Source organism: Enterobacter sp. CM29 (genome assembly GCF_013179605.1).
Lineage (GTDB): Bacteria > Pseudomonadota > Gammaproteobacteria > Enterobacterales > Enterobacteriaceae > Enterobacter > Enterobacter intestinihominis.
Genome location: NZ_JABMCU010000036.1, coordinates 1 through 26,645 on the forward strand (window position 1 = coordinate 1; position 26,645 = coordinate 26,645).

The following is a 26,645-nucleotide window of genomic DNA, read 5'->3' on the forward strand; positions in this document are numbered from 1 at the left end:
GGCAGGCTGGCGATATCCTTCACCATGGTCTGCGCGTTACAGCTGGAGTAGACGATGTACTCCGGCGCCATCTGGCTCAGGTAGTCGCAGAGCGCCTGGCCGATGCCCCGGCGCGGCGGGTTTACCAGCACCAGCTCCGGCACGTTGCCCTGGCCGGTGGCGAACCGGGTCGAGTCCAGCGCCTGGAAGTGCAGATTCGTCAGCCCCAGCTCCGCGGCGGACTGTTTCGCGCAGGCGATGGCCTCCGCAGAAATTTCAATCCCGGTGAGCTGCATGTCTGGCGTGGCACAGTGCAGGCCAAAGCCGCCGACGCCGCAGAACAGATCCCACATGTGATGAACCTGTAACGCACGCACCCAGTCGCGCGCGGTCGCGTACAGCGCGCTGGCGACGGTGGGGTTAGTCTGGAAGAAGCTTTGCGGACGGATCCACAGCGGCACGCCGTTGAAATTCTCCGCCAGCGCATGCTGTTCGGTGAAGAAAATCTCTTTCTCTCCTTCCATGATCGCCATATGCACCGGCTGAATATTAGCGGTAATGACCTTGAGCTGCGGAAGCTGTTCCTGCAGCCACGGCAACACCGCGCGAAGCTGCTCCAGTTTGGTTTCCGAACGCAGCACAAAGCGCAGCATCATCCCGCCGTCGATTTGGCTTTCGGTCAGCAGAAGGTACTTAAGCTCGCCGCGCCTGCGGGCAACGTTATAGGGCGTTAACCCCGCGCGGGCGATAAAGGGTTTCAGGGCGGTAAACACCGGCTCAAACGAGGCGGGATACAGCGGACAGCCGGTGAGATCGACGGGCGTGCCGTCACGGTGCAGCATGCCCAGCAGCGGCTTTTCGACGCTGCCGCTGACCACCATTTTGGCTTTATTACGAAAGCCCTGCTCCGGCCCGCTGACGGGTGCGCACCACTCGCCCACCGCGTGTGCTGCCAGCAGCTGTTGCAGGTCGGCCATTTTGGCGGTGAGTTGTTGAGGGACCGGCTGTTCTATCCACTGACAGGAGCGGCAGCGTCCGGCGTCATAGAGTGCGCACTGCATATGAAAACCTTAAGAATCACGAGGGCTGCGATTATACACATTATTGCAGGCGGAAGAACCGCCGACTGGAGGCGGGAACATAGAGCAGGCAGAGCACCAGCATGTCCGGCAATTTTTGCATCACTAAGGAATGGAAAATCTCGCGGCGGGAGCCGCCGGGAATGCTGAACAGCTCCGGATAGCCATAGCCCAGCGAGGCGGCCCACAGATAGCTGGCGGCGGTGATCTGCGTAAGAAAATATACCCAGCGCGCCCAGTTGCGCCCCTTTACCAGCGAGAACGCACAGTAGATCTCAATAAACACCAGCATCAGGCTGCTGAGAAACACCAGCGTCAGATTCCACGTCTGCGCGCTGCGGTGAATGAACTCCCCCATGCCTCGCGGGCCCAGCGTGTTCATAATCATCAGCACATCCAGGCAGCGGATCATAATAATGGCGAGCGCCGCCACCTGCACCAGCGCAGGGACGTTCGGACGGGCGTGCGAATGACGTGTTTTTTGCAAGAATCCCAATGTTTTTACTTCCCTGAAAAACAGTGCCGCGTCATACGCGGCACATCACTGGAAATAATAATTCCTTCAGCCGCGTCTTGCACGCTGGATATCGCGCACGCGCTGCTTTTCCGCGCGCGCCATCAAATACCAGGCGATAAATCCGACAATTCCGACCACGCCGAGGATGATGGAGGCCAGGGCATTAATCTCCGGATTCACCCCCATGCGCACGCTGGAGAAGACCAGCATCGGCAGCGTCGTCGCGCCTGGGCCCGAGACAAAACTGGCAATAACCAGATCGTCGAGCGAGAGCGTGAACGCCAGCAGCCAGCCGGAGATCACCGCCGGCATAATCATCGGCAGCGTAATGATAAAAAAGACCTTCAGCGGCGTGGCGCCAAGATCCATCGCCGCCTCTTCAATGGAGCGATCCAGCTCGCGCAGCCGCGAGGAGATGACCACCGCCACATACGCCGTACAGAAGGTGACGTGCGCCAGCCAGATGGTGAGCATCCCGCGATCCGCTGGCCAGCCGATGGCGTGCGCCAGCGCGACAAACAGCAGGAGCAGCGACAGACCGGTGATGACGTCCGGCATCACCAGCGGGGCGGTGATCATAAACGCAAAACCATTTGCTCCGCGAAAACGGCCGAAGCGCACCATCACCAGCGCGGCAATCGTGCCCAGCACGCAGGCCATCGTCGCCGCCAGCGCCGCAATGGTCAGGCTCAGCCCCACCGCACTCATCATCGCATCATCGTGGAACAGCTCGCTGTACCAGCGCGTCGACCAGCCCGCCCAGACGGTGACCAGCTTAGAGCTGTTGAACGAGTAGATCACCAGCATCAGCATCGGCGCGTACAGGAAGGTAAAGCCGATAATCAGGATCAGAATTCGCCACGGGGAGCGTACTACCGGTAAGTTGTTCATCCGTGGTCTCCCATCTGTTTCTGCTGATGTTTGTGGAACCACATGATCGGCACGATCAGCAGCAGTAACATGACAATCGCCACCGCCGAGGCCACCGGCCAGTCGCGGTTATTGAAAAACTCCTGCCACAGCACGCGGCCAATCATGATGCTGTCCGGCCCGCCGAGCAGTTCGGGGATCACAAACTCCCCGACCGCCGGGATAAACACCAGCATCGATCCGGCGATGATCCCGCCTTTTGTGAGCGGCACAATGACGCTGAAGAACGTCTTCAACGGGCGTGCGCCGAGATCCAGCGAGGCTTCCACCAGCGAGTAATCGATTCGCGTCAGCGCCGTATAGATTGGCAGCACCATAAACGGCAGATAGGCATAGACAATCCCGATATACACCGCAAGGTTGGTATGCAGGATCGTCAGCGGCTGGTCGATCACCCCAAGCCACAGCAGGAAGTTATTCAGTATGCCGTTATTCTTCAGGATCCCCATCCACGCGTACACGCGGATCAGGAAAGATGTCCACGACGGTAAAATGACCAACAGCAGTAAAATATTTCGCGTCGACGGCTTGCTGTGCGCCACTGCCCACGCCAGCGGGTAGCCCATCAACAAGCAGCAGATCGTTGAGATCGCCGCAACCTGTAACGACTGTAAATAGGCTTCGAAATAGAGCGGATCCTCAGTCAGTTGCAGGAAATTCCCGAGGTTTAAGGTCAGCGTCAGTTGCCCGTCGGCCCACTCCCACAAATCGGTATACGGCGGGATCGCCCGCGCCATCTCCGCCAGGCTGATCTTAAAGACGATCAGGAACGGCAGCAAAAACAGCAGGATCAGCCAGATATAGGGCATGGCGATGACCAGCTTGCGGCCATGCGCCATCTGCACGCGCGCCAGCCAGTGCGAGAAACCGCCCGGTTTTTTGACGCGGGCTGGAGGTTCAAGTGTGCTCATGACCGCTCCTTATACCGTCAGGACTACGCAACTGTCCGCATCCCAGCACAGGCTCACTTCGTCGCCCCAGGTTGGCTGTCCCTTGCGATACCGGTGTTCGTTCTGTAACTGGGCGCTTAGCATCTGGCCGCTTTTCAGGCGCACATGGTAAATCGACAGATCGCCGAGATAGGCAATGTGTACCACTTCGCCCACGGCAAAGTTATAGCCATCGGCGGGCGGCTCATCGCAAAGCATGATTTTTTCCGGGCGCAGGGCAACGTAAACCGGCACGTTGTCCACCACGGAGTTATCAGAATCAACCTTCAGCGGGTGCACCAGCCCCGGCGACTCAATCACCAGACCGTCGTCCTGGCGTTCCTTCAGCAGCCCTTCGAAGACGTTCACCGAGCCGATGAACTCCGCGCTGTAGCGGGTTGTCGGGTGTTCGTAAATCTCTTCCGGCTCGCCGATCTGCACGAACTTACCGCGATTCATGATCGCAATGCGCCCGGCCATGGTCATCGCCTCTTCCTGGTCGTGGGTCACCATCACGCAGGTCACCCCCACGCGCTCGAGGATATCCACCACTTCCAGCTGCATCCGGTCGCGCAGCTTTTTGTCCAGCGCGCCCATCGGCTCGTCGAGGAGTAATAATTTTGGACGCTTCGCCAGACTTCTTGCCAGCGCCACGCGCTGACGCTGGCCGCCGGAAAGCTGATGCGGCTTACGCTTCGCAAACTCCTGCATATGCACCAGGCTCAGCATCTCTGCCACGCGCGCGGTGATTTCGGCTTTCGGCAGTTTGTCCTGCTTCAGGCCGAAGGCGATGTTCTGTTCGACGGTCATGTGCGGGAACAGGGCATAGGACTGGAACATCATGTTAATGGGCCGCTGGTACGGCGGCACGCTGGAGAGGTCTACCCCATCCAGCACGATCTGCCCGGCGGTAGGTTGTTCAAACCCGGCCAGCATGCGCAGCAGGGTCGATTTACCGCAGCCGGATGCGCCGAGCAAAGCAAATATTTCACCTTTGTAGATCGTCAGGCTGACATCGTCCACGGCATGCTGGCCGTCGAAGGATTTGGTGAGGTTTCGAATTTCAAGAAGCGGGGTCAGCGCTTTACGGACTTTCGCCTGCGGGCGGGGGATCGCGTCATTCACGGGGTGCTCTCCGGCATAGATCAACACTGGTGCAAACGCACCGTCAGGGTGCGCATCGCCGGGCGGCGCTAACGCTTGCCCGGCCTACGGGATTTGTCGGCCCGGTAAGCGACAGCGCCACCGGGCAACGATATCAAACGCCGTTACTTACCGCTTTTCACCTTGGTCCACGCGCGGGTACGCACACGGTCAATTTTCGGTTCCTGCACTTTCAGGGTGAAGAGCTTGGCAAACACATCGGCTGGCGGGTAGATCGCTGGATTATTGCGGATTTCTTCGCTCACCAGCGGCACGGAGGCCTTGTTACCGTTGGCGTAGTAGACGTGGTCGCTGATGTGGGCAATCACTTCCGGACGCATCAGGTAGTTGAGGAACTGATACGCTTCCTCTTTGTTTTTCGCATCAGCCGGCATCGCGAAGACGTCGAAGAACGCCAGCGCCCCCTCCTTCGGAATGAAGTAGGAAACATTCACACCGTTTTTCGCCTCTTTCGCACGGTTCGCTGCCTGCCAGACGTCACCCGCCCAGCCGATGGCCACGCAGATATCCCCGTTAGCCAGGTCGTTGATGTACTGAGAGGAGTGGAAGTAGCGAATATTCGGACGCAGCTTTAATAGCAGGTCGGTCGCCGGACCGGTGTAGTCGTCGGCCTTGCTGCTGTTTGGATCTTTGCCGAGATAGTTAAGCACGGTGGCGAAAATCTCTTCCGGCGCATCGAGGAAAGAGACGCCGCAGCTTTTCAGCTTCTCGAGATTTTCCGGCTTCAGCACGACGTCCCAGCTGTCCAGTTTGACGTCCGGCCCCAGCGCCGCTTTGACTTTATCCACGTTAAAGCCAATACCAGTGGTCGCCCACAGGTAAGGCATGGCGTATTTGTTGTCCGGATCATGCTTCGCCACCAGCTTCAGCACTTCCGGGTCAAGATTTTTCCAGTTCGATAACTTGTTCTTGTCCAGCGGCTGGAAGACACCGGCGGTCAGCTGACGCTCCAGGAAGCTTGCAGAGGGCACCACCAGGTCGAAACCGGTACTGCCCGCCATCAGTTTGCCTTCCAGTACTTCGTTGGAATCGAATACGTCGTAGACAACCTTAATGCCGGTCTCTTTTTCAAAATTCGCGACGGTGTCCGGCGCAATATAGTCAGACCAGTTATAGACGTGCAGCGTTTTTTGTTCCGCAGCGAGCGTGCCGGCAGAGACGGCCATCAGAGCACCCGCAACCAGACCCGATAACCATTTTTTATTCAAGGCGATCATATTGTTATTCCTTCTGAAAGCTCGTTAACAAACGAACCAAAACTGTGCAGCCTGAAGATATGCAATATTCATGCATAGTTTGTCGCTCTGCCCGAAATAAAATACACCCCTCTTCCCGGCAGGTTCCGCTCGCTTTTTTAAGCACCGCAAGAATAACTGTAGCCCGTGTCTCCGGCTATAGCCCAGACGAAAAAACGCCTTTTATCAATTTTTTATGCAGATTATGTCTACGTGATAAGCCGAAACGGCCTGAGAGGAGGTGAAAAATTCTTTAAAGAAAGGTTAAAAGCAGCAGAAAAAGCGGTGTTATGCAGCCGCTCTGGTAGCGACTGCGCAAAAGTCAGACAGGCTTAGTGGAGAAAATTGGAAGATGCATCATTATTCTCGGCATCATCTTCCGCGCTATACAGCAGGTGATGTGCGTTGGCTTCCATCATTACCATGGAAATTTGCTCTTCGCTCAGGCGCATAAACCAGGCGAACTGTTTGAAGGAGAGCCCCGCGCCGGAGAATAAAGACTGGCAAACCACCAGCTTCGGCAGATTATCATCCTGTATGTCGAGAAACGCTTTCACCGTCAAAGAACTGGCGTTAATCGCTGACAGATCGGATGCCAGTGCAAGCAGCGCTGAAGGCTTCACTTCAGCCAGCGCCGAGAACAGGATCACGTCGTTAATCAGATCGATTTTGGCATCAAAAATACCATCGAAATTTTGCATGTGAGGCAGATGCAGCGCCTGGCAGGAGTCGCATTCGAAAAAAGTAATACCGGCATCATCGAGCCATTGACGTAACGTATCCAGTGTAGGTACGACCTGTAAATCCATCGCTGTGCAGCCTCTTAAATAAAAACGTTGTCCAGCTTACGCAAAAAGTGCGCGCCGATCCATTTAACCGCCCGTTTTCAGGCAAAATCCCGGCGTCGCATGGTGTTCAATCCATGCGATCATTTTACCTGCAATATCGACGCCTGTGGTTTTTTCCACCCCTTCCAGCCCCGGCGAGGCGTTGACTTCCATCACCAGCGGCCCGCGGTCGGCACGCAGCAGATCGACCCCCGCCACGTCCAGGCCCAGCGTCTGCGCCGCTTTCACCGCAATCTCGCGCTCGCGCTCGCTGATAAGGGCCACCCGCGCGATACCGCCGCGGTGCAGGTTAGAGCGGAAGTCGCCCTCTTTCGCCTGCCGCTCTATGGCGGCCACCACTTCATCGCCCACCACAAAGCAGCGGATGTCGCACCCTTTGGCCTCTTTAATATACTCCTGCACCAGAATATGGGCATTCAGACCGCGAAAGGCGTCAATCACGCTTTCCGCCGCCTGACGCGTCTCCGCCAGTACCACCCCAATACCCTGCGTGCCTTCCACCAGCTTAATGACCAGCGGCGCACCGCCCACCATGTCGATTAAATCGCTGGTGTCGTCCGGGGAGTGAGCAATCCCGGTGACGGGCAAATCGATCCCCTGGCGCGCCAGCAGCTGCAGCGAGCGCAGCTTATCGCGAGCGCGTGAGATCGCCACGGATTCATTGAGCGGATAGCTTCCCAGCATTTCAAACTGGCGCAGCGCGGCCGTGCCGTAATAGGTGATCTGGGAGCCAATGCGGGGAATTACCGCATCAAAATGCGGGAGTTTGCGGCCTTTGTAATGAATCGACGACGCCGCAGGGTCGATGTTCATATAGCAGGACATCGGATCGAGGATCTCAACCTGATGTCCGCGTTTCGCCGCCGCTTCTCGCAGGCGTTTACATGAATAGAGCGTTCCATCCCGGGACAATATGGCAATTTTCACCCTGCACCTCTCTAAAGACATGGGAAAAGCCTGCCTATCATACACGAGGCGCAGGAGGAAGGGACTATCGCGTTGCCCAGCCCTGTTTGTGCAGGTAATCAAGAATGAACGGGCGGTTTTCTTTAATGATGGTGCGACGAATATGGTCGCTCCAGGTATCGCGGCGGTTGTTGCTGTCGCGCGTCAGATAGTAGTTCGCCAGCTCTTCATCGTATTGATGCAGAACGTCCTGATCGACCGGCTGGTAGTGGTTTTCATGCACCAGCATCGCAGCAGGAATACGCGGCTTCAGATCCGGGTTATCCGCCGGCCAGCCGAGGCACAGACCAAACAGCGGCAACACGTGTTTCGGCAGCTTCAGCAGTTGCGTCACGCTTTCGATGTTATTACGCAGCCCGCCGATATAGACGCCGCCAAGCCCCAGCGATTCCGCCGCCGTGAACGCGTTTTGCGCCATCAATGCCGTATCCACCACGCCCAGCAGCAGCTGTTCCGCCAGCCCCAGCTCCGCCTCAGGACAGATTTGCAGGTGACGGTTAAAATCGGCGCAGAACACCCAGAACTCAGCCGCCTGGGCAACGTGCTTTTGTCCGCCCGTCAGCGTTACCAGCTGCTCACGCATCGCCGGATCGGTGATGCGGATAATGGAGCTGCACTGCAAAAAGCTGGAGCTGGAGGTGCCTCTTGCGCTGTCGATGATCGCGTCCCGCTGCGCCTGGGTGATCGGCTCATCGGTGAAATGGCGAATGGAACGGTGGGAACGAAGCAGGTCAATGGTTGGCGTCATTTTGTCTCTCTTTGTATTGCGTAAAACGTATGGCAGCCAGTATAGGCAATGATCCACCTGATGTAATTGGCGAAACATAGCCTGACTGTATCAAAGTGACAGGTGAAACCTTCTTTCCATGACGGCAGGTTATCGTGCACTATAGGGATTATTCGCCGTCAGGCTTGTTTTTGAGGAGAGAGAAATGTTTGCAGTAATTTTTGGTCGTCCAGGATGCCCTTACTGTGTGCGCGCGAAAGAGCTGGCTGAGAAACTGACTGAAGAACGTGATGATTTCAACTTCCGTTACGTGGATATCCACGCGGAAGGCATCAGCAAAGCCGATCTGGAAAAAACCGTGGGTAAACCGGTTGAAACCGTGCCGCAAATCTTCCTCGATCAGAAACACATCGGCGGCTGCACCGATTTCGAAGCGTACGCCAAAGAGCACCTGGGCCTGTTTGCCGCTCAGTAATGCTAAGACGCCCTCACCCTGAGGGCGTTTTTATTTATGGTGCTTCCGCTGTTGCAGCAGGCTGCGCACAAATAAGAAACAGAGCGCCCCCAGCGCACACCAGAAAACGCCACTTAGTAGCCACGCCACTTCCTGCCAGACGCTTCTCGACGAGAGAAACAGCACGCGCATCAGAAGCAGGCAGAGGGGCGCCGCAAGGATGGCCCCCAGCAGCGGCATTACCACCTCGCCTTTGCGCGAGAGAAAACTGGCCACTACCCCCGGCAGGATAAAGAACAACAGGCCCAGCTCGGGATGACCGGACGCTCTGAAGGCGCCCTTCACATTAAAAGCAAGCGACATGCAAACGACCGTAAACAGCAAAAAGCAGCTGATTACGCCAACCCAGTTTCGTTTAAAGTTCAAACTATCCTCCTGACTTATCTCTATCAAATACAAAAATCGTCCGGTGGACGCCCAGTCAGATAAAGCATTGCGGCAATCCTTGCCAAAGCACGCACACAAGTCGTGCGATAATAGGTGGCTGTCGGTAGCTATTACGATTAAACTAACCGCCTGCTAGTGTTTAGGGTATTTATCAGGAAGCAGGGAGGTGCAAAGTGATTCCCTGACTCTGAAAACAGTAGCCCAAATAGTCCTTTCATTCAACAACTTACTGGTAAACAAGAAGTTAGCCTCCGTGAATATAAACGTCGCAGACTTGTTAAATGGGAATTACATCCTGTTATTATTTGTGGTACTGGCACTGGGCCTTTGTCTGGGTAAATTGCGCCTGGGTTCAGTTCAACTTGGTAATTCCATTGGCGTTTTAGTCGTCTCCCTGTTATTAGGTCAGCAACATTTCAGTATTAACACGGACGCGCTTAACTTAGGTTTCATGCTGTTTATTTTCTGTGTTGGCGTGGAAGCCGGTCCGAACTTTTTTTCCATTTTCTTCCGAGACGGCAAAAATTATCTAATGCTGGCGCTGGTGATGGTCGGCAGCGCCCTGCTGATTGCGTTAGGGCTGGGCAAACTGTTTGGCTGGGACATCGGCTTAACGGCCGGCATGCTGGCAGGCTCGATGACCTCCACGCCGGTGCTTGTTGGCGCGGGGGATACGCTTCGTCATTCTGGCATGGCAGGCACGCAGCTTTCCGCCGCGCTGGATAACCTGAGCCTGGGCTATGCCCTGACCTATCTGATTGGTCTGGTGAGCCTGATTGTTGGCGCGCGATATCTGCCAAAACTTCAGCATCAGGATCTCCAGACCAGCGCCCAAACCATTGCCCGAGAGCGTGGTCTGGATACGGACTCCAAACGTAAAGTTTACCTGCCGGTGATCCGCGCCTACCGCGTCGGGCCAGAGCTGGTTGCCTGGACCGACGGGAAAAACCTGCGCGAGCTGGGGATTTACCGTCAGACCGGCTGCTACATCGAACGTATCCGTCGTAACGGCATTCTGGCAAACCCGGACGGTGACGCGGTGCTCCAGATGGGCGATGACATCGCTCTGGTTGGTTACCCGGACGCCCACGCGCGTCTCGATCCGAGCTTCCGCAACGGGAAAGAAGTGTTCGACCGCGACCTGCTGGACATGCGTATCGTCACCGAAGAGATTGTGGTGAAGAACCACAACGCCGTGGGCCGCCGTCTGGCGCAGCTGAAGCTGACCGACCACGGCTGTTTCCTCAATCGCGTGATCCGCAGCCAGATTGAAATGCCTATCGACGATAACGTGGTGCTTAATAAAGGCGATGTGTTGCAGGTCAGCGGCGATGCCCGACGTGTTAAAACCGTTGCCGACCGTATCGGCTTTATCTCGATTCACAGTCAGGTGACGGACCTGTTAGCCTTCTGCGCCTTCTTCATTGTTGGCCTGATGATCGGAATGATCACCTTCCAGTTCAGTAACTTTAGCTTCGGCATCGGTAACGCTGCCGGTCTGCTGTTCGCCGGGATCATGCTGGGCTTCCTGCGAGCGAACCATCCCACCTTCGGCTACATCCCTCAGGGAGCGCTGAACATGGTGAAAGAGTTCGGTCTGATGGTCTTTATGGCGGGTGTCGGCTTAAGCGCCGGGAGCGGCATTGGCAATGGCCTGGGTGCGGTCGGCTGGCAAATGTTGGTTTCCGGACTTATCGTCAGCCTGGTACCGGTAGTCATCTGCTTCCTGTTCGGCGCCTACGTGCTCCGCATGAACCGCGCCCTGCTCTTCGGCGCGATGATGGGCGCGCGCACCTGCGCACCGGCAATGGAGATCATCAGCGACACCGCGCGCAGCAACATCCCGGCGCTGGGCTATGCAGGCACCTACGCCATCGCAAACGTGCTGCTGACGCTGGCAGGTACGCTGATCATCATTATCTGGCCAGGACTCGGATAAATCTCAAGATTGCGTGTGGCTGAAAAAATTTTCGTTACGCGCAGAACTTTTTACGCAGGGTGCAGTCATAACTAGTGCCACTGCTTTTCTTTGATGTCCCCAATTTGTGGAGCCCATCAACCCCGCCATTTTTGGTTCAAGGTTGATGGGTTTTTTGTTTCCTGAAATTAATACCCTTCCCTATCAATTACTTATAACACTACCTTATTTTCCAGGGCGGTATAGCTGATCTTCTTGCGCGGTTAAATTTTGCCTGGTCAATATCTTAAAAGAACAACGATTGAGCGTAGATATGATCGGGTTTGAACTTCGATACAGGCAGCTGGCATAAGCTGGAACGAATTAATCCACCTGATGACAGGAAAAGGAATGAAGGCTTCATCCGGGGATAGCGGCAGAAGTCTACATAAAGCTCGCTCACCACTCCAATTTCGTAATCGCTCTTCTGAAACCGGAATTTATTTAGGTCCCATGTATGCGTTCACATATCGCGTGCAATAGTATTGAGGTTATTGACGGTGGATATCACTACCCTTGCCTGTAAATGGGGCTCAAGACTACTTAAGGCCGTCTGGTTTGCGTTAATTAGCTTTCTGGCAGGACGTATGCTGGGTCCTTCAACAGCTTATATTAACCACGACGTTGCGACTGCTATTTGCGGCTTCATCTATGGTGATATTAATGCGGAGACAATGTACGAAACATATACAAATATTGATATTTTGATTCTGTTAACATCTGCAACGATCGTCTGTCTCATAACATTGAAGATATTCAACAAAACCAGGAATCATTAATCTTCTAATCCCGCCCTGTCTGTGGCTCAAAGACGACGGCTCAACGTAATGGTACTTCACTGAGGACATTTATTTGCCCTTATTGCCCTTCCCTCACTCGCCACAAACATATATGATTTAATGTATATGACAAAAACCACGCAGGATCGCCAGATGCTTCACCCCGTTCAGCTCTTCAAAACCCTCTCCGACGAAACGCGGCTCTCCATCGTCATGCTTCTGCGTGAAGCGGGCGAGCTGTGCGTCTGCGATCTCTGCTCCGCTACCAACGAGCCGCAGCCGAAAGTCTCCCGCCACATGGCCTTACTGCGCGAGGCCGGGCTGGTCATCGATCGTCGTGAGGGTAAGTGGATCTACTACCGTCTCTCTCCCAACATGCCCGCGTGGGCGGCAACCGTTATCGACACCAGCTGGAACTGCCTGCGGGAAGAGACGCGTATGAAGCTGAAAAACCGCCTCCCGGGCTCGTGCTGACCACAACACATTCACAAAAACAGATATAACGGAGTAAAAGATGTTTCTGGCAGGGGCTATTTTTCTGTTTACGCTGGTACTGGTTATCTGGCAGCCCAAAGGGCTCAGTATCGGCTGGAGTGCCACCATTGGCGCCGCGCTGGCGCTGGCGAGCGGTGTGATCCACGTTAACGACATTCCGGTGGTCTGGAACATCGTCTGGAATGCGACGGCCACGTTTATCGCGGTAATTGTTATCAGTTTGTTGCTGGATGAGTCCGGTTTTTTCGAGTGGGCGGCGCTGCACGTTGCTCGCTGGGGAAACGGTCGCGGGCGGTTGCTGTTTACCTGGATCGTGCTGCTGGGTGCGGCCGTGGCGGCGCTGTTCGCCAATGACGGTGCGGCATTGATCCTGACGCCTATCGTTATCGCCATGCTGCTGGCGCTGGGGTTCAGCAAGCAGGCCACGCTGGCGTTCGTGATGGCGGCGGGATTTATCGCCGATACCGCCAGCCTGCCGCTGATTGTCTCCAACCTGGTCAACATCGTCTCAGCGGACTTCTTTAAGCTGGGCTTTAGCGAATACGCCTCGGTGATGATCCCGGTTGATATCGCCGCAATTGCCGCGACGCTGGTAATGCTGCATCTGTTCTTCCGCAAGGAAATACCGCCGGAATATGACCTGGCAAAACTCCGCGAGCCCGCACGGGCCATTCATGACCTGCCGACGTTCAGAACGGGCTGGATCGTGCTGCTGCTACTGCTCGTCGGTTTCTTTGTGCTTGAACCTCTGGGTATCCCGGTCAGCGCTATCGCAACAACTGGCGCGCTGATTTTATTTGCCGTTGCGAAACGCGGGCACGCCATCAACACCGGGAAAGTGCTGCGCGGCGCACCCTGGCAGATCGTTATCTTTTCGCTGGGGATGTATCTGGTGGTGTATGGCCTGCGTAATGCCGGGCTGACGGAGTCTCTTTCAGGCGTTCTTGATCGCTTAGCCGGACACGGACTCTGGGCCACTACGCTGGGAACCGGATTTATCACCGCCTTTCTGTCATCCATAATGAACAATATGCCAACGGTATTGATCGGCGCGCTCTCCATTGAGGGTAGTGCGGCAACAGGCTTGATTAAGGAGGCGATGATTTACGCTAACGTGATTGGCTGCGATCTGGGGCCGAAAATCACCCCCATTGGTAGCCTAGCTACCCTGCTATGGCTTCATGTGCTGGCACAGAAAAACATGACCATTACCTGGGGCTACTATTTCAGGACGGGCATCATAATGACGCTGCCGGTTCTGTTTGTGACGCTCGCCGCGCTGGCGCTACGTCTCTCCTTCACACTGTAATGAGTAACGGATATGAGCAACATCACTATCTACCACAACCCGGCCTGCGGCACGTCGCGCAATACGCTGGAGATGATCCGCAACAGCGGTACGGAACCCGAAATTATTCTCTATCTTGAGAACCCACCGTCGCGTGATGAACTGACCAGGCTGATTGCAGACATGGGGATTCCCGTGTGCGATCTGCTGCGCAAAAACGTCGAGCCTTACGAGCAACTGGGCCTTGCCGGGGGAAATTTCACCGATGACCAGCTTATTGATTTCATGCTGCTATACCCCATTCTGATTAACCGTCCGATTGTGGTGACGCCGCTGGGTACACGTCTGTGCCGCCCTTCTGAAGTCGTTCTCGACATCCTTCCGGACGCGCAAAAAGGGGCATTTACAAAGGAAGATGGCGAAGTCGTCGTTGACGCCAGCGGGAAAAAAATCTCCTGACATCAGGCGTGGCCGGGGCGAGCGCTATCAGACGGTATCCTCGCCTGCAATCCGTCCCACTATCGCCCGGATCTCCTCCCGGGTTAACGGCGACCGGTCGGTTACAAAATGCAGCGTCATCCCCTCGATAAACGCATCCAGCGCACGGGCGGTGGCCGGATCAAACCACTGCTCAAGCGTAGTCTGGCTCATCTTCATCCAGTCCTGCATCACCGTTTTCAGCGCGGCGCTGCGGTGCATAAAAGCGTACAGCTGATACATCAGCGCCATATTGTGTGGCGTGGTCACGGCTGAACTGTGGATCAGCGTGGTAATGGCCTCGCACGCCCTCTCCCGCCCGGTCACCCCCGCGAAGAAATCCCGGTACTGCTGAGACATCTGCTGCGTAAACCACGTGAACGCCTCCTCCAGAAGCGACTCCATCCCGTCGAAATAGTAGGTCATCGACCCCAGCGGTACGCCTGCGCAGGTGGCAATTTTGCGGTGCGTGACGGCATGAATACCGTGCTCAGCAATGGTGTCCAGCGTCGCCTGAAGTATCTTCTCGCGGCGGTTAGGGTCGTTTGGTGGTCTGCTCATAAAATCCTCATCCGGTTTATGTACAAATGTACACAAAGTTGCTAGTGTTGTCGCTATTGTTGTACTTCTGGTGCTGATCCCAATGACGCTAACTTCTCCTCGCAAAGCCCTGCATCTGCGCATGTGGGCGCTGTTTATGTTCTTCTTCATCCCCGGGCTGCTGATGGCTTCCTGGGCAACGCGCACCCCGGCAATCCGCGATACGCTATCCGTCTCGACGGCGGAGATGGGGATCGTGCTGTTTGGCCTGTCGATTGGCTCGATGAGCGGCATCCTCTGCTCGGCCTGGCTGGTGAAGCGCTTTGGCACGCGCGCGGTGATCCGTACCACCATGTGCTGCGCCGTGGTGGGAATGTTCGCTTTGAGCGTGGCGCTGTGGTTCGCCTCGCCGCTGATGTTTGCCCTTGGGCTGATGGTATTTGGCGGCAGCTTTGGTGCGGCTGAAGTGGCCGTTAACGTCGAGGGGGCCGCCGTCGAACAGGCGATGAACAAAACGGTGCTGCCCATGATGCATGGCTTTTACAGTCTCGGCACGCTGGCGGGCGCGGGCGTGGGGATGGCGCTGACGGCGCTGGGCATTGCGGCCAATGTGCACATTTTGCTGGCGGCGCTGGTCTGTATTATCCCGATCCTCACCGGCATCAGGGCTATTCCCGCAGGCACAGGGCAACACGCCTCGGACGAACAGAAGTCTGCGGCAAAAGGGTTGCCCTTCTATCGTGATTTCCAGCTAATGCTGATTGGCGTGGTGGTGCTAGCGATGGCATTTGCTGAAGGCTCCGCCAACGACTGGCTACCGTTGCTGATGGTGGACGGGCACGGATTTAGCCCCACCTCCGGCTCGCTGATCTACGCTGGATTTACGCTCGGCATGACCGTCGGACGCTTTACCGGCGGCTGGTTTATCGACCGTTACAGCCGCGTGGCGGTCGTCCGTGCCAGCGCCCTGCTGGGTGGGCTGGGCATCGCGATGATCATCTTTGTGGATGTGGACTGGATTGCCGGTGTGTCGGTGATCCTGTGGGGGCTGGGCGCCTCCCTTGGCTTCCCGCTGACCATTTCCGCTGCCAGCGATACCGGTCCCGATGCGCCGACGCGCGTGAGCGTTGTGGCGACCACGGGCTACCTTGCCTTCCTGGTGGGGCCACCGTTGCTTGGATTCCTCGGTGAGCACTACGGGTTGCGCAGCGCCATGCTGGTGGTGTTAGGGTTAGTGATTATTGCCGCCCTGGTGGCGCGTGCGGTGGCAAAACCGGAAGCAGAACAAACGACAATGGAGAAGGGATATGAGCGTTAAACTGATTGCAGTCGACATGGATGGCTCCTTCCTGAGCGATGCGAAAACCTATAATCGCGCGCGTTTTCTGGCGCAGTACGCGCGCATGAAAGCGCAAGGCATCCGTTTTGTGGTCGCCAGCGGAAACCAGTACTACCAGCTGATCTCATTTTTCCCCGAGATCGCCCATGAAATCGCCTTCGTCGCCGAAAACGGCGGCTGGGTGGTGGATGCGGGCGAAGACGTGTTTAACGGCGAACTGTCGAAAGAGCATTTTCTGACCGTCGCCACCCTGTTAAACGACGTGCCCGGCATTGAGATAATTGCCTGCGGAAAAAACAGCGCCTACACGCTGAAAACGTATAACGACCTCTTCAAAGAGATTGCGGCGAAATACTATCACCGCCTTGAAAGCGTCAGCAGCTTTGACAACCTCAACGATATTTTCTTCAAGTTCGGGCTTAACGTCTCTGACGACGAAATACCGCGCATTCAGGCGCTGCTGCATGAGAAGCTTGGCGACATCATGGTGCCGGTGACCACGGGTCACGGCAGTATCGACCTGATAATCCCTGGCGTGCACAAAGCTAACGGCCTGCGGATCCTGCAAGCGCGCTGGGGCATTGAGGACAGTGAAGTGGTGGCCTTTGGCGACAGCGGTAACGACGTGGAGATGCTGCGCCAGGCTGGGTTTGGCTTCGCGATGGCCAACGCCAGACCGCATATAAAGGCTGTGGCCCGCTATGAAGCGCCGAACAATAATGACGAAGGGGTGCTGGACGTGATTGATATGGTGCTGGAGGGGAAGGCGCCGTTTAATTGATTCCGTGCGCTCTGGTGCCTTCACCCTAACCCTCTCCCACAGGGCTGAGGGTTCCCCACATAATAATGCCTGCACAGATGGCCCCCTCTCCCTTGAGGGAGAGGGCTGGGGTGAGGGGGAACATACGGCTCTGGTGGTCATTCCGTTCACTTTATGTTCCTTGCTACTCTGTCACGACATGACCGGTGAACGTGCCAGGGTGGCTCAGTCGCCACCACCCTGGCGACCCGGGCTTCCGGCGGAAAATCGCCGCTTCGCGGTGCCTTCGGCTTATTCCTTCCGGCTTATCGGGGACGGGCGGAGGTAACATCCCTGTAAAGCCCGCCCTCTCGGCGCATCCCTGCGCCTCGCCCCGGCCTACAGGAAACGCCTCAGCGATTTACAGCCGGACCGAGGCATCGCTGAAAGCCCTCAGTTATTCTGAGGCAACGTTATCGCTTTTGCTTTCAAATTACTGGGGATCCCTCAGCCCACAGGGAGAGGGAACTGTCCCGAGCTCGCCCAGCAGGGAGAGGGAATAAGGATTACGGTTGCAGTGCGCTTCCGACGCGTTTGTCCTTCAGGAACACCACCATCAGCCCTACCCACAGCACACCGTTTGCGAGGTTGAACAGGCTGAAGAGCCCGTTACCGCCGAAAGCATAGGCATGTTTGCTCACCTCAATACCGACAGTGAAAATCAGCATTTGCAGCATCCCCATCGCGGCAGACACCGTGCCTTTACTCATTTCACTGGCGAACAGCGTCAGGCGCACCAGGCCAGCATTCGCCACGCCGATACCAAACGCGTAAACACTCAGCCCCGCCGTCATCCACAGGTACGCATGAGACGAGGCTACGGTCGCCACCGCCGCGATAATCAGCCCTGCCGCTATGGGCCAACCGCCCATAATAATCAGCGAACGCACGGTACGGCGTGACGTCAGACGCGCCAGCACCAGGTTACCGATAATCAGCGCGCCAAAAATCGGCACCTGTAACAGGCCATACTCATAGCTGCTAAGCTGTTCGCCGCTGATGATAATGACCGGCGACTGGGCAATCCACGCCAGCAGTGGCAGGCTGACAAACCCCGTCGCCAATGCGCCCGCGACAAAACGGCCATTTTTCAGCACTGCCTTATAATCCCGCCCCAGCTCTTTAAGCGAGAGCTTTTCGCCCAGGCGGGTGGCGGTTTCCGGCATCGCACGGTGCAGGCCAAAGAAAGAGATAGCCGCAAGCGCGGCAAAGAGGACGAACATCCCCTCCCACGGCGCGACGTGAACCCATGCGGCTCCCACCAGCGGCCCAAGAAGCGGTGCAATCAGCGCCACGTTTGCCATCAGCGCGGTAATTTTGATACACACCGCCTCCTCAAACGACTCCTGAATAGCGGCATAGCCCACGGCGCCAATAAAGCACAGGCTCACGCCCTGAAGGAAACGCAGCAGCGTGAACTGCTCAATACTCTGCGCCAGCAGCGTGGCGAGACAGGTGACGATAAACCACACTACGCCCGTCAGCATCACCGGACGGCGGCCAATACGATCCGACAGCGGCCCTAACAGCCACTGTAAAAACATGCCGCCCGCCAGATAGGCGGTCATGGATGTCGGTACCCACTCAATACCTGCGTTGTACTGCTCAACCACAGCCAGCATGCCGGGCTGGATCATGTCGTTGCCGATGTAGGTAGAGAATTCGTAAAGCACCAGACACAGAGGAAAAAGTAACGCCTGACGACCCAGACGATTACCGGAAGAAGAACGGTTTATCATGCAATCTCTTTAGTATGAAAAAATCGCGATGAGTGTAATGAATTGCCGCTGTCTGAGATAGCAAATTAACGTGAAAAAACAGAAATAACGCACTTATCGTTGTTGTTTAAGGTTTCCTTAAGTTGCCCTCCCTATGATAGTGCTATTTCACGTTATTGACCGAAACTATGACACACGCCGTCAGCCCTTCAGAATTATCTAAGTTACCGACAAATAAGACAAAACGTCTTTACCGTTTGCCTGCCCGCTTTTATGGTTATCAACTTTTCGTGCTTATTGCCCTTGCGGTGCTTTTTACCTGGCTTTCGCGCGATGAATCGCTTGACCGATGGATAACCGGTTTCTGGTATGACGCAGCGACGCATCATTTTCCGCTACAGCAAAACCCGCTGCTGGATCTGCTGAACCATCGGCTGGCGAAATATGTGACCATTGTTATCGCTGCCGCATCGCTGATTTACGGCGCTTACAAACGCAATGCCCGACTGGTAACGGCCGCGCTTCTGATGGGGCTGGGTGCGCTGGCAGTAGGGGTGCTGAAAAGCATAAGCCACCACAGCTGTCCGTGGGATCTGGTGGAATATGGCGGCAGGTCCGTTTCGTATCCCCTGTTCAGCGCCGTTCCGGCAGACAGCGGACCGGGACGCTGCTTTCCCGGCGGCCACGCCTCCAGCGGGTTTATGGTGATGGGGCTGTTTTTTGCCTTCTGGCGTGAACGTCCGCGCCTGGCATGGTCCTTTGTCGCGTCAGGCGTTGTTATAGGGCTGGTGATGGGCTTCGGGCAGGTCATGCGCGGCGCGCATTTTTTCTCTCACAACCTGTGGGCCGGGTGGTGGGTCTGGTTTTCCCAGGTACTGGTTTACGGGCTGGTTTCCGCCCGGTTTGCTAAAGAGTAACGAGATTATGTTAGAAAATCTGAACTACGAACTGTTTTACCTGCTCAACGCCACGCCGTCGTCACCGGAATGGATGATCGATCTCGCCACCTTCATTGCGAAAGATTTGATTAGCATTGTACCGGCGCTGGCGGTGATCCTCTGGTTATGGGGACCTCGTACACAGGTCACCGCCCAGCGCCATCTGGTGATCAAAATGGCGATGGCAATTGGCGTGAGCGTGCTGGCAAGCTACGTGCTGGGTCACGCCTTCCCGCACGATCGTCCGTTTGTCGATCGCGTCGGCTACAACTTCCTGCACCATGCGCCGGATGACTCGTTCCCGAGCGATCACGGCACGGTGATCTTCACCTTTGCGCTGGCCTTCCTGTTCTGGCATCGCCTGTGGTCCGGCGTAGTGCTGATGGGCGTGGCAGTCGCCATCGCCTGGTCCCGCGTCTACCTGGGAGTGCACTGGCCGCTGGATATGGTCGGCGGTTTCCTGGTGGGGTTGATGGGCTGCGTCAGCGCAGCCATCCTGTGGAGCCTCTTTGGCCCGGCGCTTTATCGTGGATTATCACAGGCCTATCGCGTTCTGTTTGCCCTTCCGATCCGCAAAGGCTGGATACGTGACTAACCCCGGTCCGTCAGGTTACACTTGAGCCCCCGCCCTGCGGGGGCTCACTTTTTTAGCCCGAGGATCTATGGAAACACGTCGCGATGACCGCATTGCTCAGCTGCTTCAGGCGCTGAAGCGCAGCGATAAGCTGCATCTTAAGGAAGCCGCTTCCCTGCTTGGCGTGTCTGAAATGACCATTCGTCGCGATCTGAACAGCGACAGCGCCCCCGTTGTGCTGCTTGGCGGGTATATTGTTCTGGAGCCGCGTAGCGCCAGCCATTATCTGTTAAGCGATCAAAAAACACGCCTGGTGGAAGAGAAGCGCAAAGCCGCGCGGCTCGCCGCCTCGCTGGTGCAGCCGCATCAAACGCTGTTTTTTGACTGCGGTACGACAACCCCGTGGATCATTGAGGCCATCGACAGCACCGTTCCCTTTACCGCCGTCTGTTATTCGCTAAACACCTTCCTGGCCTTGCAGGAGAAACCGGCGTGCCGGGTGATTTTGTGTGGCGGCGAATTTCATGCCAGCAACGCCATTTTCAAACCGCTGAATATTCAGGACACGCTGAGCAATGTATGCCCGGATATCGCCTTTTACTCTGCGGCGGGCGTGAATGTGAAACAGGGGGCAACCTGTTTCAATCTTGAAGAGTTACCGGTGAAACAGTGGGCGCTCAACGCCGCACAGCAGCATGTGCTGGTGGTTGATCACAGTAAATTTGGCAAGGTCCGTCCGGCAAGGATGGGAGAGCTGTCGCGCTTTGACGCCATCGTCAGTGATTGCCGCCCGGATGACGAGCTGGTGGCATACGCGAAAGCGCAGAAGGTGAAGTTGATGTATTGAGGTTATGCCGGGTGGCGCTGCGCTTACCCGGCCTACGTTCGAGCCGTTGTAGGCCGGGTAAGGCGAAGCCGCCACCCGGCAAAAACTTAGCTGAACCAGCTGCCAAACCAGCCGTGGAATTTCATTAACACAAAGTCCCACATCCGGCTGAAGAAGCCGCCCTCTTCCACCGCTTCCATTACCACCAGCGGACGCTGCTCAATAGATTTGCCGTTAAGCTGGAAATCTATCGTCCCGACCACCTGACCTTTTTTCAACGGTGCGGTGAGCTGTGGCTCGGTCAGGGTATAGCTGGCTTTCAGGTTTTTCAGCTGACCGCGTGGAATGGTGACGGAACCCGCTTCACCCGCTCCCAGGTTCACTTCACTTTTATCACCAAACCAGACACGCTGGCTGACGAAGGTGGCGTCCGGCTTAATCGGCGTGACGGTTTCAAAGAAGCGGAAACCCCAGGTCAGCAGTTTTTCGGATTCGTTAAAACGAATACGGTCGGTTTTCGTTCCCAGCACCACTGAGATCAGGCGCATATCGCCCTGCGTCGCAGAAGCCACCAGGTTGTATCCGGCCCCGGCAGTTGTACCGGTTTTCATGCCGTCCACGTTAACGTTACTGCTCCACAGCAGACGGTTACGGTTAGGCTGGCGGATATTGTTGAAGGTAAACTCTTTCTCTTTATGGATAGCGTACTCATCCGGCACGTCATGGATCAGCGCTTTGCCCAGCAGCGCCATATCGCGCGCGGTACTGAACTGACCCGGCGCATCCAGGCCGTGAACAGTTTTAAAAGTGGTATTGGTCAGACCCAGTTTTTTCGCGTAGCCATTCATCAGCCCAATAAATGAGTCCTGACTGCCCGCGACGTAATCGGCCAGCGCAATACAGGCATCATTTCCCGACTGAATAATGACCCCTTTATTCAGATCGGACACGGAGACCTGATCGCCAGGCTTCAGGAACATCACGGACGAGCCGCGCAGCGCCGGATTACCGGTCGCCCAGGCATCTTTCCCGACGGTGACCATGTCATTCAGCTTGATCTTGCCCGCTTTCAACGCCTGGCCGACCACATAGCTGGTCATAATTTTCGTCAGGCTCGCCGGGTCGAGTTTTTCGTCGGCGTTACCTTCCGCCAGCACTTTCCCGCTGGCGTAATCCATCAGGATCCAGGCGCGCGCATCAACAGGCGGCGCTTCGGGCGCTGTCTGTTCCGCCGCATGGAGCGTTGGGGCAAAAAGGAAAAGCAGCGCCGAGCCTGCCGCCAGGCTGCGCAGAGAGGAAGTTTTTTGCGTCATAAATGCCACCCGAGTGTCCATTCTAAAAATCACGTCACAATCACCGTGTCGCAAGAAGCGATGAGTAATAGCGCACTACAGCCTTCAAAGAAACCTGTTCCAGGTAAAGTTTTTAAAGTTTATGCAATAACATTCAGATACGCTTTGATTGCGGTGTTTTTTTTAGCATCTGTTGCGTAATTGTTAGGTTTATCTCACCATGGCGAAAAGCTGACTCGGATTCACATCTCATCGGGAGTAAATATGATTACGCTGTGGGGCAGGAACAATTCGACCAACGTGAAAAAAGTGCTCTGGACGCTGGAAGAGCTGGATTTACCGTTTAAGCAGGTTATGGCGGGCCTGGAGTTTGGCGTGAATAAAGACGCGGACTACCTGGCGATGAACCCAAACGGACTGGTGCCGCTACTGCGCGATGACGAGACAGACGCCACGCTGTGGGAGTCTAACACCATCGTGCGATACCTCGCCGCGCAGTACGGCCAGGGTCGGCTGTGGGTAGAAAATCCAGCCCAGCGCGCGCAGGGCGAAAAATGGATGGACTGGGCAAACCAGACGCTTTCCCCAACGCACCGCGTGATCCTGATGGGGCTTATCCGTACGCCGGAAGCCGATCGTGATTATCCCGCCATTCATGCCGCCCAGGACGCGTGCGAGTCGCTGTTTGCGATGATGAACGACGAACTGGCGAAGCATACCTGGTTCTCCGGCGACACGTTCGGCGTGGGCGATATCGCCGTCGCCCCTTTCGTCTGGAACCTCACTAACATGGGTCTCAGCTGGACCCCGCGCCCTCACCTTCAGCGCTGGATCCAGCAGCTCAGCGAGCGCCCGGCGTATCGCAACGTGGTGATGATCCCGGTGACCTGATTACGACCCGGACGGGCTGACTTTCCAAAGCTGCCCGTCCGTCTCGTCGGTCAGCACGTACAGATAACCATCCGGCCCGACGCGCACATCGCGAATTCGCTGATCTTTATCCCCAAGAATGCGCCCGTCCTCCGTCACGGTATTGCCCTTCACGCTCAGCACGATGACGTCTTTCTCCTTCAGCGCGCCGATAAACAGCTTGTTTTTCCACTGCGGGAAGACGTCGCTGTTGTAGAACGCCATGCCGCTGACGGCGGGCGACACTTTCCAGACAAACAGCGGTTTTTCAGTGCCCTCAACGTGCTCGCCTTTCGCTTCCGGGATTTTCAGGCCGCTGTAGTTGATCCCGTGCGTCGCCATCGGCCAGCCGTAGTTTTTGCCTTTTTCAGGAATGTTGATCTCATCCCCGCCGCGAGGGCCGTGTTCATTAAGCCACAGCGCGTCGCTCCACGGGTTCATCGCCATCCCCTGCGGGTTGCGAATGCCGTAAGACCAGATTTCAGGCCGTGCACCGGCGGTGTTCACAAACGGGTTATCCGGCGGCACTTTCCCGTCCTCCGTCAGGCGCACCACCTTACCCTGAAGCTTATCCAGATCCTGCGCCGTCGGGCGCTGGTTGTTTTCACCTAAGCCAATAAAGAGATGGCCTTTGCCGTCGAACACCAGCCGTCCACCAAAGTGGTTGCCAGTAGAGAGCTTCGGCATCTGTCGGAACACCACCTGGAAGCCCTCAATGCGCGAGAGGTCATCGCTCAACCGCCCGTAGCCCACCGCGGTGCCCGCTTTTCCATCATCACCCGCCTCGGCGAAGCTGAGCCAGATCCGCCGTGATTGTTCAAAATCCGGGGCCAGCACCACGTCCAGCAATCCGCCCTGGCCGCTCGCCCAGACCTTCGGCACGCCGACAATCGGATCGGAGAGCCCTTTCCCTGCCTGCCAGTGCTTAAGCTGCCCGTCTTTTAGCGTGATCAGCAGCCCCTTATTATCAGGCAGAAACGCCAGCGACCAGGGGTGATCCAGTTTTGTCTGTAGCACGTCGACCTTAACCGTCTCGGGCGCCGCAAGCAGCGAAAGCGGGAATAACAGTACAGGGAGGAAAAGCAGCGAGGATCGAGGCATAACGCACTCCTTTATCGGCATATGGCTTAAAGATTAGCCACTGTTCCCGGGTGCGTTAACACTTTTACAAAAGCTTAATCAAAAGGGGGAGTTGCCTCCCCCGGGTTCAGTGTCGGGCAAGCGTTTCCGGCTTGTTCAGACACATGATGCAAAGCGCGAGCGTGGTCAGGCAGTTTTCAAGCTTCTCCGCGTTAACGGCAATAAAATTCGGGCAGTCGTGACGTCCGTTCATCAAACAGACCCCGGCGATGGAAAGCACCTCGGCGGCGCGGCGCAGCGCCACTAGTTCGTTTTCAGCGCAGTACGCTTTCAGGATGGGTGCTTTTTCACGCATGAAATTGCAAAGTTCAAAGAAATTATCACGCAGATTTTCGCTTTCGCTGACTGACATATACCCTTTCGCCTTGCGGAGTTGCAGATATGCAGCCAGGTCGATTCGGGCGTTGATCAGCTTGTTAAGCAGATCGCGTTTCAGTCTGTCAACGGACATGCTATTTCCTCCTCTGTCAGCCATGTTACCCTATTAATAATAAGGTCATTTTTTGTACAATGTGATGCCTGAGATCAATAAACGATAACTGATTAACATTCTTTACAATGTTACAACGATTGCCCGCCTCAACTGCGCCATCAAGAGTGTATAAATCCCCCGCGATACGCTGTAAAATCCCGCCCTGATAACTCCATAATTGATGAATTTTTAACCTATGAGCAATGTTACGCACCCGCCGAAAATCGGCTTTGTCTCCCTGGGCTGCCCGAAGAACCTGGTGGATTCCGAACGCATCCTGACTGAACTTCGCACTGAAGGCTATGACGTGGTGCCAAGCTACGACAACGCCGACATGGTGATCGTCAACACCTGTGGGTTCATCGACAGCGCGGTCCAGGAGTCACTGGAAGCCATTGGTGAAGCCCTGACGGAAAATGGCAAAGTGATTGTCACCGGCTGCCTGGGCGCGAAGGTGGATCAGATCCGCGAAGTGCATCCGAAGGTACTGGAGATCACCGGCCCGCACAGCTACGAGCAGGTGCTGGAACATGTTCATCACTACGTACCAAAGCCAAAGCACAACCCGTTCCTGAGCCTGGTACCGGAACAGGGCGTGAAGCTGACGCCGCGCCACTATGCTTACCTGAAAATTTCCGAAGGCTGCAACCATCGCTGCACCTTCTGCATCATCCCGTCGATGCGTGGCGATTTGGTGAGCCGTCCGATTGGCGAGGTGCTGGCAGAAGCCAAACGCCTGGCCGACGCGGGCGTGAAGGAGTTACTGGTCATCTCCCAGGACACCTCCGCCTACGGCGTGGACGTCAAACACCGCTCCGGTTTCCACAACGGCGAGCCGGTAAAAACCAGCATGGTCGGCCTGTGCGAGCAGCTTGCTAAGCTCGGGATCTGGACGCGTCTGCACTACGTCTACCCTTACCCGCACGTTGACGACGTGATTCCGCTGATGGCGGAAGGCAAAATCCTGCCGTATCTGGATATCCCGTTACAGCACGCCAGCCCGCGCATTCTGAAGCTGATGAAGCGTCCTGGATCCGTTGACCGCCAGCTGGCGCGCATCAAGCAGTGGCGCGAGATCTGCCCTGAACTGACCCTGCGCTCCACCTTCATCGTTGGCTTCCCGGGTGAAACCGAAGAAGATTTCCAGATGCTGCTCGACTTCCTGAAAGAAGCGCGTCTGGATCGCGTGGGCTGCTTCAAGTACAGCCCGGTTGAAGGCGCAACGGCCAACGAGCTGGCGGACCAGGTACCGGAAGAGGTCAAAGAGGAACGCTGGAACTGCTTTATGCAGCTGCAACAGCAGATCTCTGCTGAACGCTTGCAGGAGAAAGTGGGCCGCGAAATTCTGGTCATTATCGACGAAGTGGACGAAGAAGGCGCGATTGGCCGCAGCATGGCGGATGCGCCTGAAATCGACGGCGCGGTGTACCTGAACGGGGAAACCAACGTCAAGCCGGGCGATATTATTCGCGTGAAGGTTGAAAACGCCGACGAGTATGATTTGTGGGGCAGCCGGGTTTAATCTTTAACCCCTCACCCCGGCCCTCTCCCCAAAGGGGCGAGGGGGAACAGACCGCACCGAGCAGTCCCCTCTCCCCTCAGGGGAGAGGGTTAGGGTGAGGGGTAAGTTCCTGCAAAAACCTACCCCTTAATTCTCGGATCCAGCGCGTCGCGCAGCCCATCCCCCAGCAGGTTAAACGCCAGCACGGTCAGGAAAATCGCCAGGCTCGGGAAGATCGCCACGTGCGGGGCGATCACCATATCCGCCCGCGCCTCGTTCAGCATCGCGCCCCACTCCGGCGTCGGCGGCTGTGCGCCTAACCCCAG

28 protein-coding genes are annotated in these 26,645 nt (G+C 56.2%); 12 read left to right on the forward strand and 16 right to left on the reverse strand.

What is annotated here, in order from left to right:
- From rlmC to nfsA, 9 genes are all read right to left on the reverse strand, one after another.
- The coding region (gene rlmC, locus HP459_RS06875; protein WP_171936049.1) for a 23S rRNA (uracil(747)-C(5))-methyltransferase RlmC at positions 1 to 1,040 on the reverse strand (1,040 nt) is incomplete at its 3' end.
- Positions 1,041 to 1,080: 40 nt separating this feature from the next.
- Complete coding sequence (locus HP459_RS06880) at positions 1,081 to 1,578, reverse strand: YbjO family protein (protein ID WP_087878582.1); 498 nt, start codon at positions 1,576 to 1,578, stop codon at positions 1,081 to 1,083.
- Between the two features lie 42 nt (positions 1,579 to 1,620).
- Positions 1,621 to 2,466 (reverse strand): putrescine ABC transporter permease PotI, encoded by an 846-nt coding sequence (gene potI / locus HP459_RS06885; protein ID WP_022647574.1) that lies wholly within the window; start codon positions 2,464 to 2,466, stop codon positions 1,621 to 1,623.
- On the reverse strand, positions 2,463 to 3,416 hold the full coding sequence (gene potH, locus HP459_RS06890; protein WP_022647573.1) for a putrescine ABC transporter permease PotH: 954 nt from the start codon (positions 3,414 to 3,416) through the stop codon (positions 2,463 to 2,465). The genes potI and potH overlap by 4 nt, the downstream gene beginning before the upstream one ends.
- 9 nt (positions 3,417 to 3,425) lie before the next feature.
- The gene (potG, locus tag HP459_RS06895; RefSeq protein WP_017693732.1) at positions 3,426 to 4,559 is read right to left on the reverse strand and encodes a putrescine ABC transporter ATP-binding subunit PotG; all 1,134 of its coding nucleotides are present in this window, start codon (positions 4,557 to 4,559) and stop codon (positions 3,426 to 3,428) included.
- 143 nt (positions 4,560 to 4,702) lie between these two features.
- The gene (gene potF / locus HP459_RS06900; protein WP_022647572.1) at positions 4,703 to 5,815 is read right to left on the reverse strand and encodes a spermidine/putrescine ABC transporter substrate-binding protein PotF; all 1,113 of its coding nucleotides are present in this window, start codon (positions 5,813 to 5,815) and stop codon (positions 4,703 to 4,705) included.
- Positions 5,816 to 6,165: 350 nt separating this feature from the next.
- The gene (locus HP459_RS06905) at positions 6,166 to 6,642 is read right to left on the reverse strand and encodes a YbjN domain-containing protein (RefSeq protein WP_022647571.1); all 477 of its coding nucleotides are present in this window, start codon (positions 6,640 to 6,642) and stop codon (positions 6,166 to 6,168) included.
- 63 nt (positions 6,643 to 6,705) lie between these two features.
- Positions 6,706 to 7,608, reverse strand: coding sequence for a 30S ribosomal protein S6--L-glutamate ligase (gene rimK / locus HP459_RS06910; RefSeq protein ID WP_046618491.1), 903 nt, complete (start codon positions 7,606 to 7,608; stop codon positions 6,706 to 6,708).
- A gap of 64 nt (positions 7,609 to 7,672) precedes the next feature.
- Positions 7,673 to 8,395, reverse strand: a complete 723-nt coding sequence (gene nfsA, locus HP459_RS06915) for a nitroreductase NfsA (RefSeq protein ID WP_023299683.1) — start codon at positions 8,393 to 8,395, stop codon at positions 7,673 to 7,675.
- Positions 8,396 to 8,579: 184 nt separating this feature from the next.
- Here nfsA and HP459_RS06920 point away from each other — a divergent pair, with 184 nt between their 5' ends.
- Positions 8,580 to 8,849, forward strand: a complete 270-nt coding sequence (locus tag HP459_RS06920; RefSeq protein ID WP_014169305.1) for a GrxA family glutaredoxin — start codon at positions 8,580 to 8,582, stop codon at positions 8,847 to 8,849.
- A 30-nt stretch (positions 8,850 to 8,879) separates the two neighbouring features.
- Here HP459_RS06920 and HP459_RS06925 read toward each other — a convergent pair whose 3' ends face one another.
- Positions 8,880 to 9,254 (reverse strand): inner membrane protein YbjM, encoded by a 375-nt coding sequence (locus HP459_RS06925; RefSeq protein WP_171936050.1) that lies wholly within the window; start codon positions 9,252 to 9,254, stop codon positions 8,880 to 8,882.
- Positions 9,255 to 9,528: 274 nt separating this feature from the next.
- Here HP459_RS06925 and HP459_RS06930 point away from each other — a divergent pair, with 274 nt between their 5' ends.
- The 4 genes from HP459_RS06930 to arsC all read left to right on the forward strand — a co-directional run bounded on the left by HP459_RS06930 (position 9,529) and on the right by arsC (position 14,253).
- Positions 9,529 to 11,214, forward strand: a complete 1,686-nt coding sequence (locus HP459_RS06930; RefSeq protein WP_001024855.1) for an aspartate:alanine antiporter — start codon at positions 9,529 to 9,531, stop codon at positions 11,212 to 11,214.
- Positions 11,215 to 12,164: 950 nt separating this feature from the next.
- On the forward strand, positions 12,165 to 12,485 hold the full coding sequence (locus HP459_RS06935) for a metalloregulator ArsR/SmtB family transcription factor (protein WP_063842082.1): 321 nt from the start codon (positions 12,165 to 12,167) through the stop codon (positions 12,483 to 12,485).
- 40 nt (positions 12,486 to 12,525) lie between these two features.
- Complete coding sequence (locus tag HP459_RS06940) at positions 12,526 to 13,815, forward strand: arsenic transporter (RefSeq protein ID WP_023299679.1); 1,290 nt, start codon at positions 12,526 to 12,528, stop codon at positions 13,813 to 13,815.
- Positions 13,816 to 13,827: 12 nt separating this feature from the next.
- Positions 13,828 to 14,253 (forward strand): glutaredoxin-dependent arsenate reductase, encoded by a 426-nt coding sequence (gene arsC, locus HP459_RS06945; protein ID WP_023299678.1) that lies wholly within the window; start codon positions 13,828 to 13,830, stop codon positions 14,251 to 14,253.
- A gap of 27 nt (positions 14,254 to 14,280) precedes the next feature.
- Here the strand turns inward: arsC and HP459_RS06950 are convergent, their stop codons facing one another.
- Complete coding sequence (locus HP459_RS06950) at positions 14,281 to 14,832, reverse strand: TetR/AcrR family transcriptional regulator (RefSeq protein ID WP_032624580.1); 552 nt, start codon at positions 14,830 to 14,832, stop codon at positions 14,281 to 14,283.
- An 82-nt stretch (positions 14,833 to 14,914) separates the two neighbouring features.
- Here HP459_RS06950 and HP459_RS06955 point away from each other — a divergent pair, with 82 nt between their 5' ends.
- Together HP459_RS06955 and HP459_RS06960 are read left to right on the forward strand one after the other, a co-directional pair.
- A complete protein-coding gene (locus HP459_RS06955) occupies positions 14,915 to 16,129 on the forward strand; it encodes an MFS transporter (RefSeq protein ID WP_171936051.1) in 1,215 nt (404 codons plus the stop codon).
- A complete protein-coding gene (locus HP459_RS06960) occupies positions 16,119 to 16,931 on the forward strand; it encodes a Cof-type HAD-IIB family hydrolase (RefSeq protein WP_022647558.1) in 813 nt (270 codons plus the stop codon). Before HP459_RS06955 ends, HP459_RS06960 begins: the two co-directional genes overlap by 11 nt.
- 524 nt (positions 16,932 to 17,455) lie before the next feature.
- On the opposite strand, the gene HP459_RS06965 is transcribed toward HP459_RS06960, so the two are convergent.
- Positions 17,456 to 18,688, reverse strand: a complete 1,233-nt coding sequence (locus HP459_RS06965; RefSeq protein ID WP_171936052.1) for an MFS transporter — start codon at positions 18,686 to 18,688, stop codon at positions 17,456 to 17,458.
- Positions 18,689 to 18,855: 167 nt separating this feature from the next.
- Between HP459_RS06965 and HP459_RS06970 the strand changes: the two genes are divergently transcribed.
- The 3 genes from HP459_RS06970 (at position 18,856) to deoR (ending at position 21,026) form a co-directional block, all read left to right on the forward strand.
- The gene (locus HP459_RS06970) at positions 18,856 to 19,584 is read left to right on the forward strand and encodes a phosphatase PAP2 family protein (protein ID WP_171936053.1); all 729 of its coding nucleotides are present in this window, start codon (positions 18,856 to 18,858) and stop codon (positions 19,582 to 19,584) included.
- Between the two features lie 7 nt (positions 19,585 to 19,591).
- Positions 19,592 to 20,200 (forward strand): undecaprenyl-diphosphate phosphatase, encoded by a 609-nt coding sequence (ybjG, locus tag HP459_RS06975; protein WP_022647555.1) that lies wholly within the window; start codon positions 19,592 to 19,594, stop codon positions 20,198 to 20,200.
- Positions 20,201 to 20,267: 67 nt separating this feature from the next.
- Positions 20,268 to 21,026, forward strand: coding sequence for a DNA-binding transcriptional repressor DeoR (gene deoR, locus HP459_RS06980; protein ID WP_063149499.1), 759 nt, complete (start codon positions 20,268 to 20,270; stop codon positions 21,024 to 21,026).
- An 86-nt stretch (positions 21,027 to 21,112) separates the two neighbouring features.
- On the opposite strand, the gene dacC is transcribed toward deoR, so the two are convergent.
- The gene (dacC, locus tag HP459_RS06985) at positions 21,113 to 22,318 is read right to left on the reverse strand and encodes a serine-type D-Ala-D-Ala carboxypeptidase (RefSeq protein ID WP_023299674.1); all 1,206 of its coding nucleotides are present in this window, start codon (positions 22,316 to 22,318) and stop codon (positions 21,113 to 21,115) included.
- A gap of 243 nt (positions 22,319 to 22,561) precedes the next feature.
- Here dacC and HP459_RS06990 point away from each other — a divergent pair, with 243 nt between their 5' ends.
- Positions 22,562 to 23,188, forward strand: coding sequence for a glutathione S-transferase family protein (locus tag HP459_RS06990; RefSeq protein ID WP_046618554.1), 627 nt, complete (start codon positions 22,562 to 22,564; stop codon positions 23,186 to 23,188).
- Here HP459_RS06990 and HP459_RS06995 read toward each other — a convergent pair whose 3' ends face one another.
- Together HP459_RS06995 and bssR are read right to left on the reverse strand one after the other, a co-directional pair.
- Positions 23,189 to 24,307, reverse strand: coding sequence for a PQQ-dependent sugar dehydrogenase (locus HP459_RS06995; protein ID WP_046618555.1), 1,119 nt, complete (start codon positions 24,305 to 24,307; stop codon positions 23,189 to 23,191).
- Between the two features lie 106 nt (positions 24,308 to 24,413).
- A complete protein-coding gene (bssR, locus tag HP459_RS07000; protein ID WP_023305760.1) occupies positions 24,414 to 24,797 on the reverse strand; it encodes a biofilm formation regulator BssR in 384 nt (127 codons plus the stop codon).
- A 217-nt stretch (positions 24,798 to 25,014) separates the two neighbouring features.
- On the opposite strand from bssR, the gene rimO reads away from it, so the two are divergent.
- On the forward strand, positions 25,015 to 26,340 hold the full coding sequence (gene rimO / locus HP459_RS07005) for a 30S ribosomal protein S12 methylthiotransferase RimO (protein ID WP_171936054.1): 1,326 nt from the start codon (positions 25,015 to 25,017) through the stop codon (positions 26,338 to 26,340).
- Between the two features lie 119 nt (positions 26,341 to 26,459).
- Here rimO and HP459_RS07010 read toward each other — a convergent pair.
- On the reverse strand, positions 26,460 to 26,645 hold a 186-nt coding region (locus HP459_RS07010; protein ID WP_367671002.1), incomplete at its 5' end, for an ABC transporter permease subunit.

Coding starts and splice junctions, on each gene's coding strand:
- potI (WP_022647574.1), bottom strand. CDS start 2,466: ATGAACAACTTACCGGTAGTACGCTCCCCGTGGCGAATTCTGATCCTG.
- potH (WP_022647573.1), bottom strand. CDS start 3,416: ATGAGCACACTTGAACCTCCAGCCCGCGTCAAAAAACCGGGCGGTTTC.
- potF (WP_022647572.1), bottom strand. CDS start 5,815: ATGATCGCCTTGAATAAAAAATGGTTATCGGGTCTGGTTGCGGGTGCT.
- HP459_RS06905 (WP_022647571.1), bottom strand. CDS start 6,642: ATGGATTTACAGGTCGTACCTACACTGGATACGTTACGTCAATGGCTC.
- nfsA (WP_023299683.1), bottom strand. CDS start 8,395: ATGACGCCAACCATTGACCTGCTTCGTTCCCACCGTTCCATTCGCCAT.
- HP459_RS06920 (WP_014169305.1), top strand. CDS start 8,580: ATGTTTGCAGTAATTTTTGGTCGTCCAGGATGCCCTTACTGTGTGCGC.
- HP459_RS06935 (WP_063842082.1), top strand. CDS start 12,165: ATGCTTCACCCCGTTCAGCTCTTCAAAACCCTCTCCGACGAAACGCGG.
- HP459_RS06940 (WP_023299679.1), top strand. CDS start 12,526: ATGTTTCTGGCAGGGGCTATTTTTCTGTTTACGCTGGTACTGGTTATC.
- arsC (WP_023299678.1), top strand. CDS start 13,828: ATGAGCAACATCACTATCTACCACAACCCGGCCTGCGGCACGTCGCGC.
- HP459_RS06950 (WP_032624580.1), bottom strand. CDS start 14,832: ATGAGCAGACCACCAAACGACCCTAACCGCCGCGAGAAGATACTTCAG.
- HP459_RS06955 (WP_171936051.1), top strand. CDS start 14,915: ATGACGCTAACTTCTCCTCGCAAAGCCCTGCATCTGCGCATGTGGGCG.
- HP459_RS06960 (WP_022647558.1), top strand. CDS start 16,119: ATGAGCGTTAAACTGATTGCAGTCGACATGGATGGCTCCTTCCTGAGC.
- HP459_RS06965 (WP_171936052.1), bottom strand. CDS start 18,688: ATGATAAACCGTTCTTCTTCCGGTAATCGTCTGGGTCGTCAGGCGTTA.
- HP459_RS06970 (WP_171936053.1), top strand. CDS start 18,856: ATGACACACGCCGTCAGCCCTTCAGAATTATCTAAGTTACCGACAAAT.
- ybjG (WP_022647555.1), top strand. CDS start 19,592: ATGTTAGAAAATCTGAACTACGAACTGTTTTACCTGCTCAACGCCACG.
- deoR (WP_063149499.1), top strand. CDS start 20,268: ATGGAAACACGTCGCGATGACCGCATTGCTCAGCTGCTTCAGGCGCTG.
- dacC (WP_023299674.1), bottom strand. CDS start 22,318: ATGACGCAAAAAACTTCCTCTCTGCGCAGCCTGGCGGCAGGCTCGGCG.
- HP459_RS06990 (WP_046618554.1), top strand. CDS start 22,562: ATGATTACGCTGTGGGGCAGGAACAATTCGACCAACGTGAAAAAAGTG.
- HP459_RS06995 (WP_046618555.1), bottom strand. CDS start 24,307: ATGCCTCGATCCTCGCTGCTTTTCCTCCCTGTACTGTTATTCCCGCTT.
- bssR (WP_023305760.1), bottom strand. CDS start 24,797: ATGTCCGTTGACAGACTGAAACGCGATCTGCTTAACAAGCTGATCAAC.
- rimO (WP_171936054.1), top strand. CDS start 25,015: ATGAGCAATGTTACGCACCCGCCGAAAATCGGCTTTGTCTCCCTGGGC.